Origin of the sequence: Solwaraspora sp. WMMD791 (genome assembly GCF_029581195.1) — a bacterium.
Lineage (GTDB): Bacteria > Actinomycetota > Actinomycetes > Mycobacteriales > Micromonosporaceae > Micromonospora_E.
Genome location: NZ_CP120737.1, coordinates 4,508,108 through 4,522,753, shown reverse-complemented (window position 1 = coordinate 4,522,753; position 14,646 = coordinate 4,508,108). Strand labels below are relative to the sequence as shown.

Here is a 14,646-nt window from a genome sequence, read left to right as displayed (position 1 = left end):
CGTTCCTCCAGTGGGGGTGCCCGGACGACCTCTGCCGACGGGGCTGGGTGGGTGGGCTGTCAGCCGACTGACGGGGTCTGCTCGACCACGACGCTGGTGTCGCTGACCGCCTCGACGACGAAGACCTCGGCACCGAGTGGGATCGACCGCTCGGCGCGGGCACTCAACTTGACCGGTTGCCCGCCGAGGCGGACCCGGATCTCGCCGTACCCGCCGGGGTGGATCGGCGTGATCACCACGCCGATGGTGCCGACCAGGTCGGCGCGGTGCGGGGTCGCGTCGGTCGGCATGTTCCGGGCGGCGCGGGACAGCCGGGCGGTCAGCCAGCCGACCGGCACCGCGGCGGCGACGCCGATCGCGGCGGCGGCCAGGGTCAGGCCGGCGCTGTCGGCGCCGATCAACTCGTTGGCGATCGCGGCGGCGAACCCGAACGCTCCGGCGAAGCCGGCGACCACCTCCAGGGACACCGGACCGTCGGCGCTGACGTCACCGAGGTGCAGCAGCTCCCCGCCGAGCAGCCCGATGGCGAGCACCGCCACACCGAGACCGCCGATGACCAGGAAAACCAACGTTCCCGTCTCCACAGCCTGGAACGGTAGCCGGGTCGGGCAAGGAGGCCGACGCACGAATCAGCCGACGCATCGACCCCCGCGACCAGCGTCCGACGGCCTCGACATCGCCGCTGGCCCCGGTGAACCGCCGGCTCAGCTGTCGACCACCCGGTATCGCCGCGCCGGCAATGTTCCGAAGTAGCGTTCACAGTGGATGTTCTCCACCCACGGGTCGGTGGCGAGAGTGAGCAGTTGCGACTGCAGCTGCGAGTCGCTGTCCAGGACCCACCTTTCGACGTGACCGTCACGGAGTAGCCGCTGCGGGGACCAGGTCACGCGAACGATCCACCGGCGGTCGAGCCTGAGGTCGATGGTCTGAGGCATGTCGTTCCCTTCTGGCGTTTGCCGGAGACGTCACTCGGCGTTGCTGGCTTCGGTGACTGCACTTGCTGTGGGTGTGCAGTCGTGGTCCTGGCCGGAGCGAAGCTGACGCAGCCCGACGGCAAAGACGACGGCACCCAGGAGAACGGCCGACAACAGGGTGAGCCACCAGTAGGGCACCTGCGCGTACCGGCAGACCACAGCGGTCAGCCCGGCGGTGGCCAGGCTGGTCAGGCACAGGATCGCTACGTTCACCGTTCGGTGCAGCTCCCCCTTCACCTCGACCGCGCCTACAAGGTTGATCAGGCGGTTTCCGAGCGAGACAGCAATTTTGTCCGGTTCCAGGGACACGATGCCGGCTCTAGCTGTCGGCCGTTCGTGCGTCAGGTCGATCTCGCGACTGTGGTGGTCGCCCTGACTCGCCAGGCGGTCGTCCTCCGCCTGGTTGTCCAGTGATGGTGCTGCTGCCATCCGTCGCTCTCACATCCCTCGTCCGAACCTTCAGCGATCGCCCCCACCGTACAGCAGTCTATGCAACGGAGAGTAGTCCAAGAGGCGGGCAAGATGAGTATGTCGCGCACATGAAACGAACTTGAGTGCCCGCAGGAGCGCGGAAGTAGCGATCGGTGGTCACGTCGTCACCAAGAACCGGGGTGGGTCTGTCGGGACCGTTCCGTCATGGGGCAGATGACTGAGGTGGCACATGAACCGTCGAGCGTGGGGGCGCGTAGGTCGAGGTGGACCGGCGTGACCGAAGCCTCCGATCTCGATATTGATTCGCCAGTCAGGAGGGACTAGCTTTGCCGCAGCAAGATCCAGCCGGTCGGCGGACGTGGTGATCGTACTTGCAAGATGCGTCGATCGCGCACAAGTTGGGCACACCTTGTGGGTTCGTATGGCATCATATACAGCGTACGCCCGTCCGGTTACTCTGGGTTACCAACGGGAGGTGCCCTTGGGTGACCCCAGTTGGCTCTCGGTGGCTGAGGACCTTGTGACGTGAAGGAGAAAACGGTCATGAGCCCACTTAGGAACACGCCAGACGAGGTGCGGTCGGCACCGAGCTCCCGACGTTCGTCCAACTCGGCGACACCACCCGGTGAACAGAGCGAGCAAGCCTCGCCGGCGACCGGGGCACTGACCCGGGTGACGGCGAACTTCACACCCCGGGCGATCCACGCGTTGGAGAAGATCGCCGGGGAGACCGGTGACTCCAAGACCGACATCCTCAACCGCTCGGTCCTGCTCTACGACGCGATCCTCGAGGCCATCGAGCGCGACGGGGGATCTCTCCACCTGACCTATCCGGACGGCACCCGGGAACGCCTGCGTTTCATCGGCTGACGTCGGCCGGCCTCAGACCGGACCGAATCGGCGATCGACAAGGCGCGTTTCGGCAGCCGCTGCCGGCGGTACCTCGGTGACACTTGACTGGTGCAGGTGATCGTCCGGGAGAATGTCGACAGCACCATCCTGGCTGCCATCCGCCAACTTGACACCACCTTCACTGCCACCTCCGTCTATCAGGTCCTGGTGACCGAGGACGGTTTCGCGCTCCGGGAGCGCACCGTCGCGCCGCTGCGCAAGCGGTACGACCTGACCGAAGGCGTCACCGTCGGCAGCCGACCGTGGGATCTGTACGCGGTGGCGGTCGTCGACGCCGCGCCGGTGGGTTTCATGGCGACGACCTACGAGCGGTGGAACGGCCGGCAGGTGCTCAACGAACTGCACGTGGCACCGGCGTACCGGCGGCGCGGCCTGGCCCGGGAGCTGCTCGGGATGGTGCAGGTCACCGCCCGCGACAACGGTGCCCGGGAGATCTGGTTGGAGACCCAGAACGTCAACGTCGCGGCGGTACGCGCCTATCGCCGGCTCGGGTTCACCCTGACCGGCATCGACACCACCCGCTACCTGCCGCCGTACGACGACGAGGTGGCCCTGTTCATGTCGGCACCGGTGCCACCGGCCACGGCACCGGACGGTGCGGCCACGGTGCCGCAGACGCCCGGCGGATAATCGGCGGATGCGATGGGCGGTGCTGGAGTCCCCGATCGGTGATCTGTCGGTGGCGGTCGACGACGTCGGCGTCTGCGGGGTGCGGTTCGGTCGGGTCGAGGGGGTGGCGCAGACCACGGCACCGGACCCGGCGCTGCGGGCTGCCCTCGACGAGCTGCGCGGATACTTCGCCGGCGAGCTGACCGGATTCACCGTGCCGCTGTCGGTGCGGCAGGGCTCCGCGTTCGAACGCGCGGTGTGGCGACGGATGACCGGGATCCCGTACGGGCAGACCGAGACGTACGGCGAGGTCGCCGCCGCGTTGGGCGACCCGCTCGCGGCGCGGGCGGTCGGGGTGGCCTGCAACCGCAACCCGATCCCGGTGATCGTGCCCTGCCACCGGATCGTCGGCGCCGGCGGCAAACTGGTCGGCTTCGGTGGCGGACTGCCCCGGAAACGGCACCTGCTGGAGTTGGAGGCCGGGGTGGCGTTCCGTCAGGAGTGGAGCTGATCCACGCGCGGCCCGGTGCGGCCGGGCCGTACGCGCGTGGGGCGGTCCACCAGGTCATGGCGGACCGCCCCACGCGGTAGCGGCGGCGAGCGGTGGCTCGACGCCCGATCTTGTTGGCTCGACGCCCGATCGGGCTGGCTCAGCGCTCGATCTTGTTGGCGATGAAGTCCTCGACGGCCTGCCGTGCGTCGTGGTCGGCGTACTGCTCCGGCGGCGACTTCATGAAGTAGGAGGAAGCCGAGAGGATCGGGCCACCGACCCCCCGGTCCAGGGCGATCTTCGCGGCGCGCAGCGCGTCGATGATCACACCGGCGGAGTTGGGCGAGTCCCAGACCTCCAGCTTGAGCTCGGCGTTGAGCGGCGTGTCGCCGAAGGAACGGCCCTCCAGCCGGATGTACGCCCACTTGCGGTCGTCGAGCCACGGCACGTGGTCGGACGGCCCGATGTGTACGTCGCTCTTGGCCATCTCGTGGGGAACCTGAGAGGTGACCGACTGGGTCTTGGAGATCTTCTTGGAGACCAGCCGGGTGCGCTCCAGCATGTTCATGAAGTCCATGTTGCCGCCGAAGTTGAGCTGGTAGGTCCGCAGCAGCTCGACGCCGCGGTCCTCGAAGAGCTTGGCCAGGGCCCGGTGCACGATGGTCGCGCCGACCTGGCTCTTGATGTCGTCGCCGACGATCGGCAGCCCGGCGTCGGTGAACTTCTGCGCCCAGGTCGGGTCCGAGGCGATGAAGACCGGCAGGGCGTTGACGAACGCGCAACCGGCGTCGATGGCGGCCTGCGCGTAGTACCGGGCGGCCTGCTCGGAGCCGACCGGCAGGTAGCAGACGACGACCTCGGCGCGGGCGTCCCGCAGGGCCTGGGCGACGTCCACCGGCTGCTGGTCGGATTCCTGGATCATCTCCTGGTAGTACTCGCCGACCCCGTCGAAGGTGGGGCCGCGCTGCACCAGCACCCCGGTGGGGGGTACGTCGCAGAAGGTGATGGTGTTGTTCTCGCTGGCGTTGATCGCCTCGGCGAGGTCCATGCCGACCTTCTTGGCGTCCACGTCGAACGCCGCGACGAACTCCACGTCCGAGACGTGGTAGTCGCCGAAGGTGACGTGCATGAGACCCGGGACGCGGTCGGTGGGGTCGGCGCCGCGGTAGTACTCCACGCCCTGGACCAGGGACGAGGCGCAGTTCCCGACACCGACGATGGCGACGCGGACGGAGCCCATCGCGTTTGCCTCCTTCTTGTTCGTCACAGCCGCTCCTGCTCGTCTCCGGGTTGTCCGGGCGGAGCTTCCCTGGTCGATCCAGGCGGAGGCGGTTCGCTTGCTGCGGGTTCGGATTTCGTGGGTTCGTGATGGCCGGTGCGCGGGGCCCGACCGGACCGCTCGTTGGCGATCAGCTCCTCCAGCCACCGCACCTCACGTTCGCAGGCGTCGAGGCCGTGCCGTTGGAGTTCGAGGGTGTACGCGTCGAGGCGTTCGGCGGCGCGGCCGAGCACGTCGCGGAGCCCTTCCCTGCGTTCCTCGATCTTGCGTCGCCGGCCCTCCAGGATCCGCAGCCGGGTGGCCCGGTCGGTCCGGGAGAAGAAGGCGAAGTGCACGCCGAACCCGGTGTCCTCGTAGGTTTCCGGGCCGGTCTGGGCGATCAGTTCGGCGAACCGCTCCTTGCCCTCGGCCGTGATGGTGTAGACGACCCGGCCGCGGCGGCTGGTCAGCGCGGGAATCCCCGCCTCGGTGCCCGGCGGCTCGTCGGCCTCGGCGATGAGGCCGTTGGTCTGCAGCCGGCGCAAGGTGGGGTAGAGCGAGCCGTAGCTGATCGCGGCGCGGATCGCACCGAGTTTGGCGGTGAGCTCCTTGCGGAGCTCGTAGCCGTGCATCGGAGACTCCTGGAGCAGGCCGAGGATGGCGAGTTCCAGCACGCCGCACCCCTCCCACCAGGTCGTCTTCTCCGGTTCACCGGCTCGATGTATCGCGCCGATACATCGTCACGGTAGACGGGATTCCGACAACGGGCAAACTGTTCCTGAGCATCCGTACGACTACTGATCGTGACGGCAGTCGCCAATGTCAACCTGGACCGCGTACCCTCGGGGCCATGCGTTCGCAGCGGCAGATCGTCGACTACTCGCTCCAGCGGCGAGCAGTGCTGCGCGAGGTCCACTCCGGCCGGGTCGGCACCTACGAGGTCTGTGACGCCTCTCCCTACCTGAAGAACGCCGCGCGGTTCCACGGCGAGCCGACCGACCAGCGCTGCCCGATCTGCCGCCGTGAGAACCTCATCCACGTGCACTACATCTACGGCGACGAGCTGAAGCAGTCCGCCGGGCAGGCCCGCAACCGGGCCGAGCTCTCCCTGCTCGCGATGACGCTGCGTGAGTTCCAGGTGTACGTCGTCGAGGTGTGCCGCCTGTGCAACTGGAACCATCTGGTCGAGCAGTACCTGCTCGGCCGGGACGGGCTCGGCACCGGCGACGGCGGTTCGCCGGCCGGCGCGGCGCTGGCGGTGGCCGGCGGCATGGCGACGGGCGATCGAAGGCGAGAGACCGACCGATGAACCACCTTGCCCGGCTGCTGCGTAGGCACCAGAGAGTGGGCAGGGCAATGTAAATGGTTAACCGGACAAGTCACGATATTTCTGATGAAGTGGCTTTCGGCTGCTGGTGCCGCTGCGGTGCCGGCAGTGGGCCAACTCACGGCAGACCGGTGGTGTCGCAGCCGCGCATCACCGCAACCGGCAGGGTGTGACACATGAACTCGTACGGCGAACCCCACTCCGCCTCTGGGCGTGCCTATGGATCAGGCACCGGCGGCGGATACGGATCAGAGCCGGATGACCACCGCTGGAGCCACGGCCCGGACGATCCCGGGCAGGCGCGTTCCCGCGCCCGGCGGGCCGACGCGGACGCCGGGTGGCACGGCGGCGACGCCCCCGCCGGCCCGGGTACGCCCGGCCGGGCTTCCGTCGGTGGCAGCGCCCCGGTCAGCGGTGGTCGCGCCTCGGTCGGTGGCAGCGCCCCGGTCAGCGGTGGCCGCGCCTCGGTCGGCGGCAGCGCCCCGGCCGGTCGGGCCTCGGCGGGTCGCGCCTCGGTCGGTGGTTCGGCGGGTCGCGCCTCGGTCGGCGGCGTGGCCCCGGTCAGCGGTGGCCGCGCCTCCGTCGGTGGAGTGGCCCCGGTCAGCGGCAGCGCGTCGGTCGGCGGCAGCGCCGGCCGCGCAGGAGTCGGCCGGGCGACGGTCGGGCGGGCCAGCGTACGTCCGGTCTCGCCCGCCGGTGGATTCGGCGGCGGTCCCGGCGGACCGGACGGGCCAGGTGGTCCCGGCGGTCCCGGCGGTCCCGGCGGACCGGGTGGTCCCGGCGGACCGGGCCGGCGCGGCCGTGGCGGCCGCAACGATCCCGCCGCCATCAAGAAGGCCAAGCAGCGGCGGCGGATCAACCTGCTGATCGCCTCCTTCGCCATCCTGATCATGCTCACCGGTGGCGCGGTGGTCGGTGGGACGTACTACACGACCACGGTGGCCCTGCCGGAGGAACTGCCGTTGCCGTTGGCCAGTTCGATCTACGCCAACGACGGCAACACCCGCATCGCCAAGCTCGGCGAGTTCAACCGGGTCTTCGTGCCCGTGGAGCAGATCCCGGAGCACGTGCAGCAGGCGGTCGCCTCGGCCGAGGACCGCAAGTTCTACGACCACTCCGGCATCGACTACGTCGGCATCGCCCGCGCCGCGTGGAACAACTTCACCGGCGGCAGCCGGCAGGGTGCCTCCACGATCACCCAGCAGTACGCGCGGAACGCGATGGACCTGCAGGAGGTTTCGTACGCGCGGAAGGTCCGCGAGGCGGTGCTCGCCTCGAAGCTGAACGACAAGTACGAAAAGCACGAGATCATGGGGTTCTACCTGAACACCATCTACTTCGGGCGGGGCGCGTACGGCATCGAGGCCGCCGCCCAGCAGTACTTCGGCAAGTCGGTCGCCGATCTGTCGGTCGCCGAAGGCGCGGTGATCGCCGCGGTGATCAAGCAGCCCGAGCCGGACTCGGTCACCGGTCACCAGGGCTTCGACCCGGCGGTCAACGAGGCCGAGGCCAAGGGGCGTTGGGACTACGTGCTCGACGGCATGGTGGAGAAGGGCTGGCTGCCGGCGGCCGAACGACCGGCCGAGTATCCGGCGGTCAAGGTGGTCGATCCGAACAGCTGCATCATCGACTGTGGGATCAACACGCCGGAAGGCAACGTGATCAACTATGTCCGGGACGAGATGGTGCAGCTGGGCATCTGCACCCCGGACACCTGCTCCGCCGAGCTCCGGCAGGGCGGTTACAAGATCACGACGACCATCGACCCGAAGATGCAGGACGCGCTGGAGAAGGCGATCTGGCGGCAGGCCAAGGGCTCGGCGATGGACGGCCAGCCGGAGAACCTGATGGCGGCGATGGTCGCGATCGAGCCCAGTACCGGCCGGGTGCTCGCCTACTTCGGCGGCGACAACGGCACCGGGCACGACTACGCCGGGCGCAACTACGAGAACGGCCAGTGGACCGGCGGACACTCGCCCGGCTCGACGTTCAAGATCTACACCTTGGCCGCCGCGCTGGACAACGACATCTCGGTCGACTCCCGGTGGACCGCCAAGCCGTTCAAGGTCGAGGGCACCGAGATCGAGGTGCAGAACGCCGGCCGCAACGCCAGCTGCGGCGAGTACTGCACGCTCGAGGAATCCACCGTCCAGTCGTACAACGTGCCGTTCTACCACGTCACGGAGCAGATCGGCGCGGACAAGGTCGTCGGCATGGCCAAGGCCGCCGGTATCAACATGATGTGGAACACCGCCGACAACAAGCCGTACGACCTGACCAGCGTCGACCCCAAGGAGGTCGCGCCCTCGCCGTTCTTCAACGTCGTCGGGTACGGGCAGTACCCGGTGACGGTGCTCGACCACGCCAATGGCGTGGCCACCCTCGCCAACCGGGGCGTCTACAACAAGGCCCACTTCGTGGTCTCGGTCGAACAGAAGAACCTCAACACCGGCGAGTGGCTCAACGTCGGTGGCGAGCAGCTCAAACCGGAGCAGCGGATCCGCCAGGAGGTCGTCGCGGATCTCACCGACGTACTGACCAAGATCCCCGACAACATCGGCAAGGATCTCAGTGGCGGGCGGGCCGTCGCCGGCAAGACCGGTACCTGGGAGCTCGACGAGTCCAGCGGCGAGAACGGTGACGCCTGGATGGTCGGCTACACCCCGCAGATCGCCGCCGCCGTCTGGGTCGGCAACGTCGGGGACCGCAAGGCGATCCGCGACAAGAACAACAACAAGATCGGCGGTAGCGGGCTGCCCGCCACCATCTGGCAGCGGTTCATGAACGAGGCGCACAAGGGCATGGACCTGGAGCGCTTCCCGGCGGCCCGGCAGATCGGCAGCGTCGACGCCGGCAACGGCAAGTCGCCGGCCCCGCCGACGCCGGAGCCGGGCCGGGGCGGTGTCTGCGACGGGCCGTTGGGCGTCATCTTCTGCCCCGACGGCACCCCGCCGGCCAACGGCCAGGGCAACAACGGCGGACAGGGCAACAACGGCGGACAGGGCGACAACGGTGGCCAGGGCAACGGTGACAACGGTGACGGCACCGATCCCAACAGCGGTGGGCAGGACGACGGAGACGCCGGAACCGGATTCAACTTCGGTGGCGGTGGCGGCGGCGTGACGACGCTGCCGACCCCGACCGGCTGACGACGTCAGCAGGCCCCGCACCAGCACCGGTGGCCGGCGGCCAGGTCAGCGTGACCTGGCCGCCGGCCACCGGTGTGTGAACCGGTCGCGACGACATGCCGGGTGCGGGCAGACGAAAGCCAGTCGGGTACGGCAGGATTCCTGTTCATGAGCGTGCAGCCGCCGAACAGCATCGATGAAGCTCAGCGCGACGAGCCGGTCGGGCAGCCCGACACCGGCACCGGTGTCAATCCGGACGCGGCACCGGTCGACCACCCGTCCCGGGCCGACGGCTTCGTCCGTGGGCTGTCCGAGGCCATCGGCGGCCCACTCGGTCGGCACGCGGCCGGGCAGGACGTGGTCGCCGCCCGTACCGGGCGGTTCTGGACCGCGGCCCGGGTGGTGCTGGCGTTGATCTGTCTCAGCCTGGCGGCGCACTGGGTGCAGAAATCGCCCTGCATGGACGGTGGCTGGCACAGCAACATCCAGTACACCCGGTTCTGCTACACCGACGTCCTCGCCCTCTACTACGCCGAAGGCCTCAACGAAGGCAAGGTCCCCTACCTGGACCACCCCGTCGAGTACCCGGTGGTGACCGGCTACTTCATGGGCGTACTCGGTCTGCCGGTGCACGCGCTCGGCGCCGACCGGCCCGACCTCAACCAGGCGATGTGGTTCTACAACGCCAACGCGCTCGTGCTCTGCGCGCTCGCGGTGGCAGCGGTGGCGACGATCCTGGCGCTGCGCCGCCGCCGACCATGGGACGCCGCCATGTTCGCGCTCTCCCCGGCCCTGGTGCTGACCGCCACCGTCAACTGGGACATGCTGCCGATCGCCTTCGCCGCGTTCGGCCTCTACGCCTGGGCCAGGAAACGCCCGGTGCTCGCCGGCATCCTGCTCGGCATCGGCGGCGCCGCGAAGATGTGGCCGCTGTTCCTGCTCGGACCGATCCTGGTGCTGGGCCTGCGGTCGGCCAGGATCCGGGCGACGGTCACGGCGATCGCCGTGGCGGTGGCCACCGTGGTCGCCGTCAACCTGCCTGTCTACCTCTGGGCCAACGACGGCTGGCGGCGGTTCTTCGAACTGAACTCGGAGCGGCCGATCGACTGGGGGACGCTCTGGTACATCGGGCGCTACCTCGACGGCAAGTGGGCCGCCGGCGCACCCGGCGACCAGGGCCCGTTCCAGTGGCTCAGCGCGAACATCCCGACCCTCAACACCCTGTCGTACGTCCTGTTCGGCCTGGCCTGCCTCGGCATCGGAGCACTGGCGCTGCTCGCCCCGCGCCGGCCCCGGCTCGCCGCGCTGGCCTTCCTGGTCGTCGCCGCCTTCCTGATCTTCAGCAAGGTGTGGTCCCAGCAGTTCACCCTCTGGCTGCTGCCGCTGATCGTGCTGGCCCGACCCCGCTGGGGCGCCTTCCTGGCCTGGCAGGCCGCCGAGATCGGCTACTTCTTCGCCTTCTACGGCCAACTCCTCGGCGCCACCAACGGCAGCCCGGTGATCCCCGAAGGGGTCTTCGTGCTCGCCGCCACCCTGCGGCTGGCCACGGTGGTGGCACTGTGCGTGTTCATCATCCGGGACATTCTCGCCCCGGAGCGTGACGTCGTGCGCGGCAACTACCTCGACGACCCCGACGGCGGGGTGTTCGACGGTGCGACCGACGCGGCCTGGATCAGTTCGCTGCGCCGCTGGCTCGGCTCCGGCGGCCCAGCCGCCGGCGCACGTTCACCCTCACAGCCGGAAGACGACCGTGTCGCCGATGTCGGCACGCTCGATGCCAAGCCCGTCAACCGGTAGGTCGATCGTGGTCTGCCAGGGCGTGCCGGCGACCCGGTCGCGGCGGAGCACCACCGTCCGTACGCCCAGCTCCCGCAGGTAGGAGATGCTGGCCTGGTCGGGGAAGGTCCGGGTCACCTCGCGTACCTCGGCGAGCCGGTCGGGCGTGAAGCCGCTGCCGCCGTTGACCACCGGCTGGAACCGGGTCGTCGACCAGAGCATCACGTGCTGGTCGAGGTTCTGACCGCTGGGCAGCACCAGGATCGGACCCTCGTCGACCCGCATGATCTGCGGCTGCTCGGGCACCGCCGGATGCGGGGTGGTGTTGAGCCCCTCCACCAGGACCAGCAGCAGTGGCAGCAGCGTGGCCAGCCGCAACCATCCGCCGGGGCGTCCGGTGACCCGCTGCCGGGCGATGTCGTCGACCCGGCGCACGAACGCCCCGACGGCGCCGGCGGCGAGGATCGCCAACAGCAGCGTCGTCCACAGCATCATCCGACCCGGCGTACGGATCCCGTCCCAACCCGGCAGGTACTCGAACAGCAGACCGTACGTGTAGGTGCCGCCGAAGAACTCGGTGCCCATCGCGAGGATGCCGCTGAGCAGCACTCCGGCGAGCAGCAGCAGTCGCTGACGCAGCGTCCAGATGGAGAAGACCAGCCCAGCCAGGGCCAGCGCGTACAGCACGAACCCGGGCAGCAGCGTCATCTCCGGGTGCCAGGGCAGTGTGGCGCGGGCGTCGGCGTGCCGGTCGCCCCACAGCAGAGACTCCTGTGGCGCGGTGAAGAAGCCCACCAGCGGCGGCGAGTAGGCGGCCAGGTCGTCGAGGGTGCGGGCGGCGTTGGGGTGCAGTTCGGCGACCCGGAAGTACGGGATCGCCAGCAGTACGCCGACTGCGGCGAAGAGTGCACCGCCGGCAAGATCGGTCAACAGCAGGACGGCGCCGAACGGCCGGCGGGGCCGCCAGAACCAGGCGCGCCGGACGACGTACATGATCAGGGAGACCAGGCAGACGACCGCCAGGATGTAGATGAACGGCAGACCGATGCCGAAGCCGAGACTGATCTGCCAGGCCGCGGTCAGCCAGCCGGCCAGCGCCCAGCCGATGCTGCGCCGTTGTGGCCGGTATCCGTACCGCAGTGACCAGCCGTGCCCGCGGGCCAGCATCGCCAACGCCAGCGGGATCCCGCCGTTGGAGACGATGTGCAGGTGGCCTGCCTGGGCCAGCAGCCACGGTGCGTACGCGTACGCGGCACCGCCGACCGCCGCTGCGGTACGTCCGGCGCCCAGTTGCCGGATCAGCGCGTACGCGCCGAGCATCGCCAGCGCGTGAGCGAGTACGAAGACGATGTTGTAGCGGAGGACGGCCGCGACGGGGCCGTCCCCGATCATTCCGGCCGGGGCGTAGCCGAGCAGCGTGTCGGAGAAGGCGAAACTCCACGGCTCGGGATAGAACGTGTTCGACCGCCACAGTTGTGTGGGGTCGGTCAGCAGGATGTGCCCGGACCAGGCCATCTGCCAGGCCTGCAGAGTCGGATCGAAGGTGTCCTGCGGGATCGTGTACAGCGGGTAGCGCAGAGTCGGCCAGGTCATCACCACGGCGACCGCGAGTGTCGCGACGGTGGCCAGGGTCCACTCGTGGACCAGCAGCCGGGCGACGGCCCGGCCCGCGCGACGAAGCCGACCGGGCTGACGTTCCGGTTCCGGCGCGAAGGACACGAACGGGTCAATCGGCTCGGCCGGCTTGTCGGGCTCGGCCGGTTTCTCGGCCTTGGTCGGCCCGTCGGTCTGGGCCGGTTCCTCGGCCTTGGTCGGATTGTCGGTCTGAGCCGGTTCCTCGGCCTTGGTCGGATTGTCGGTCTGAGCCGGCCTGTCGGCCTTGGTCGGCGTATCAGGGTCGGCCGGCTGGTCAGGCCCGGCCGTCGGTTTCTCGTCGGTCATCGCGGCGGGTCCTGCTGACCCAGGCGTTGCCGGAGGTAGTCGATGTCGGCCGCCTGGCCGTCTGCCCCGCCGGGGGTCTCGACGATCACCGGTGCGTCGGCGGCGCGGACCGCTGCGACGATGAGCTCCGGGTCGATCGACCCGGCCTGGAGATTCTCGTGCCGGTCCCGGCCGCTGTCGAAGCCGTCCTTCGAGCCGTTGGCGTGGATCAGGTCGATCCGGCCGGTGATCGCCTTGATCCGGTCGACGATGCCGAGCAGGTCCTCGCCGGCGGCATGGGCGTGGCAGGTGTCGAGGCAGAAGCCCGGCTCGAACTCGCCGATGGCATCCCACAACCGGGCGAGCGATTCGAACCGGCGGGCACAGGCGTTGTCGCCACCAGCGGTGTTCTCGATCAACACCGGGAGTGGGAATCCGCCCTGCTCCTTGGCGTAGGCGAAGGTCTTGCGCCAGTTGGCGAAGCCCACCGCCGGGTCGTCGCCACGGTTGACGTGTCCACCGTGCACGATGAGCCCCTTGGCGCCGACCTCGTGAGCGTGGGCGGCGTGGCTCACCAGCAGCTTGCGACTCGGAATCCGGATCCGGTTGTTGGAGGTGGCGACGTTGATGACGTACGGCGCGTGGACGTAGACGTCGACGCCGGACTCGCGCAGCCGGGCCGCGTCGGTCCGTGGCGTCGGGGCCTTCCAGCCCTGCGGATCGGCCAGGAAGAACTGGACGGCGTCGGCGTGACGGTCGGTGGCCTCAGCGAGCGGGTCGGTGGGGTCGACGTGGGCTCCGATACGCATGGGGGCGAGCCTACGTGGCCGGGCCGAGGGTGTGGGCACGGTGTTGGCCCGAGGCGGCCGACACCACGCCGCGACCGTCGGTACCGCCGCCCGGTCCCGGGGTCGCGCGCCGGCTGGCGTCACCGCCGGCGGTGTGCGGTCGTTGGTCCTGGTGGACGTCCGGCCCGACCGAGCCTTCGGTTGGCGTGCCGGCCCGCCGTCCGGGCAGGAGAGACCATGTCGACGCAGCTGTCCTTCAGCCTCGGACACGCCGACTCGTGGCTTGCCGACCTGTCAGGTCATGAGCAGCCAATCGGACTTTTAGCGCTTGTAGCGTTAATTACGGTGATTGGCACGTCTGTAGCTGCGATCAGGGTTATTATCGTGCAACACGGGCAGAAGGCACGACACCTGCCCTGATGGCCGGCTCCGCCGGACAACTGCACAGGCTCCGCGGGGCGCTTCTCGTCCAACCTCGTCGGTGTGGTCGTTCCTCCCCAGGTCCCACCCAAAGAATGCGGACAGGGCGCCCCGCGGCTCGTGCATCCCGTGCCACCGGCCGCAGCCGGTGGCACCCCGACTGCCGGTAGCCGGGGTGGACCGATGTTCGTCGCCGACGACCAGCTATCCTTGTCCGGTTGCGCAGTCGCCAGGTCACCTGATCTGCCGCCCGCGCCACGACGCTGGACCTCCTGCCACGGAAGGACCGTGGCCGCCAAGCCCACAGGAGGTGAGTACGTCTTGCGTCATTACGAGATCATGGTGATTCTCGATCCCAGCCTCGAGGAGCGCACGGTCGCGCCCTCGCTCGACACGTACCTGAACGTGATCCGGACCGCCGGTGGCTCAGTCGAGAAACTCGACGTCTGGGGCCGTCGCCGCCTCTCCTTCGAGATCAACAAGAAGGCGGAAGGCATCTACGCCGTCATCGACCTGCAGGCAAATCCGGACGCCGTCGCCGAGCTGGACCGACAGCTGCGGCTCAACGAGTCGGTCCTGCGCACCAAGGTCATTCGGCCGGAAACGCGCTGA

The 14,646-nt window shown here is 69.2% G+C and carries 15 protein-coding genes; 8 read left to right on the top strand and 7 right to left on the bottom strand.

The window, feature by feature from the left end:
* Positions 1-59: 59 nt before the first annotated feature.
* The 3 genes from O7623_RS20000 to O7623_RS19990 form a co-directional block, all read right to left on the bottom strand.
* Positions 60-584, bottom strand: coding sequence for an NfeD family protein (locus tag O7623_RS20000; protein WP_282224546.1), 525 nt, complete (start codon positions 582-584; stop codon positions 60-62).
* 120 nt (positions 585-704) lie between these two features.
* Complete coding sequence (locus O7623_RS19995) at positions 705-887, bottom strand: hypothetical protein (RefSeq protein ID WP_282224545.1); 183 nt, start codon at positions 885-887, stop codon at positions 705-707.
* A gap of 78 nt (positions 888-965) precedes the next feature.
* A complete protein-coding gene (locus tag O7623_RS19990; protein ID WP_282224544.1) occupies positions 966-1,403 on the bottom strand; it encodes a hypothetical protein in 438 nt (145 codons plus the stop codon).
* A gap of 546 nt (positions 1,404-1,949) precedes the next feature.
* On the opposite strand from O7623_RS19990, the gene O7623_RS19985 reads away from it, so the two are divergent.
* The 3 genes from O7623_RS19985 to O7623_RS19975 all read left to right on the top strand — a co-directional run bounded on the left by O7623_RS19985 (position 1,950) and on the right by O7623_RS19975 (position 3,438).
* On the top strand, positions 1,950-2,276 hold the full coding sequence (locus O7623_RS19985; protein ID WP_282224543.1) for a hypothetical protein: 327 nt from the start codon (positions 1,950-1,952) through the stop codon (positions 2,274-2,276).
* 90 nt (positions 2,277-2,366) lie between these two features.
* The gene (locus O7623_RS19980) at positions 2,367-2,948 is read left to right on the top strand and encodes a GNAT family N-acetyltransferase (protein ID WP_282224542.1); all 582 of its coding nucleotides are present in this window, start codon (positions 2,367-2,369) and stop codon (positions 2,946-2,948) included.
* Positions 2,949-2,955: 7 nt separating this feature from the next.
* Entirely contained in the window at positions 2,956-3,438 is a 483-nt protein-coding gene (locus O7623_RS19975; protein ID WP_282224541.1) for a methylated-DNA--[protein]-cysteine S-methyltransferase, read from the top strand.
* A 139-nt stretch (positions 3,439-3,577) separates the two neighbouring features.
* On the opposite strand, the gene O7623_RS19970 is transcribed toward O7623_RS19975, so the two are convergent.
* On the bottom strand, positions 3,578-4,657 hold the full coding sequence (locus tag O7623_RS19970; RefSeq protein WP_282229486.1) for an inositol-3-phosphate synthase: 1,080 nt from the start codon (positions 4,655-4,657) through the stop codon (positions 3,578-3,580).
* Positions 4,658-4,680: 23 nt separating this feature from the next.
* On the bottom strand, positions 4,681-5,349 hold the full coding sequence (locus O7623_RS19965) for a PadR family transcriptional regulator (protein ID WP_282224540.1): 669 nt from the start codon (positions 5,347-5,349) through the stop codon (positions 4,681-4,683).
* Positions 5,350-5,525: 176 nt separating this feature from the next.
* On the opposite strand from O7623_RS19965, the gene O7623_RS19960 reads away from it, so the two are divergent.
* The 3 genes from O7623_RS19960 (at position 5,526) to O7623_RS19950 (ending at position 10,927) form a co-directional block, all read left to right on the top strand.
* The gene (locus O7623_RS19960) at positions 5,526-5,984 is read left to right on the top strand and encodes a DUF5318 domain-containing protein (protein ID WP_282224539.1); all 459 of its coding nucleotides are present in this window, start codon (positions 5,526-5,528) and stop codon (positions 5,982-5,984) included.
* 194 nt (positions 5,985-6,178) lie between these two features.
* Positions 6,179-9,151: a transglycosylase domain-containing protein gene (locus O7623_RS19955; protein ID WP_282224538.1), complete on the top strand. Its 2,973-nt coding sequence runs from the start codon at positions 6,179-6,181 to the stop codon at positions 9,149-9,151.
* A gap of 147 nt (positions 9,152-9,298) precedes the next feature.
* A complete protein-coding gene (locus O7623_RS19950; protein WP_282224537.1) occupies positions 9,299-10,927 on the top strand; it encodes a glycosyltransferase 87 family protein in 1,629 nt (542 codons plus the stop codon).
* On the opposite strand, the gene O7623_RS19945 is transcribed toward O7623_RS19950, so the two are convergent.
* Both O7623_RS19945 and O7623_RS19940 read right to left on the bottom strand, forming a co-directional pair.
* A complete protein-coding gene (locus tag O7623_RS19945) occupies positions 10,862-12,847 on the bottom strand; it encodes a hypothetical protein (RefSeq protein ID WP_282224536.1) in 1,986 nt (661 codons plus the stop codon). The genes O7623_RS19950 and O7623_RS19945 overlap by 66 nt on opposite strands.
* Positions 12,844-13,635, bottom strand: a complete 792-nt coding sequence (locus O7623_RS19940) for a deoxyribonuclease IV (protein WP_282224535.1) — start codon at positions 13,633-13,635, stop codon at positions 12,844-12,846. The genes O7623_RS19945 and O7623_RS19940 overlap by 4 nt, the downstream gene beginning before the upstream one ends.
* 216 nt (positions 13,636-13,851) lie before the next feature.
* Between O7623_RS19940 and O7623_RS19935 the strand changes: the two genes are divergently transcribed.
* Positions 13,852-14,034, top strand: coding sequence for a hypothetical protein (locus tag O7623_RS19935; protein ID WP_282224534.1), 183 nt, complete (start codon positions 13,852-13,854; stop codon positions 14,032-14,034).
* Between the two features lie 321 nt (positions 14,035-14,355).
* Positions 14,356-14,646, top strand: a complete 291-nt coding sequence (gene rpsF, locus O7623_RS19930) for a 30S ribosomal protein S6 (protein WP_278111224.1) — start codon at positions 14,356-14,358, stop codon at positions 14,644-14,646.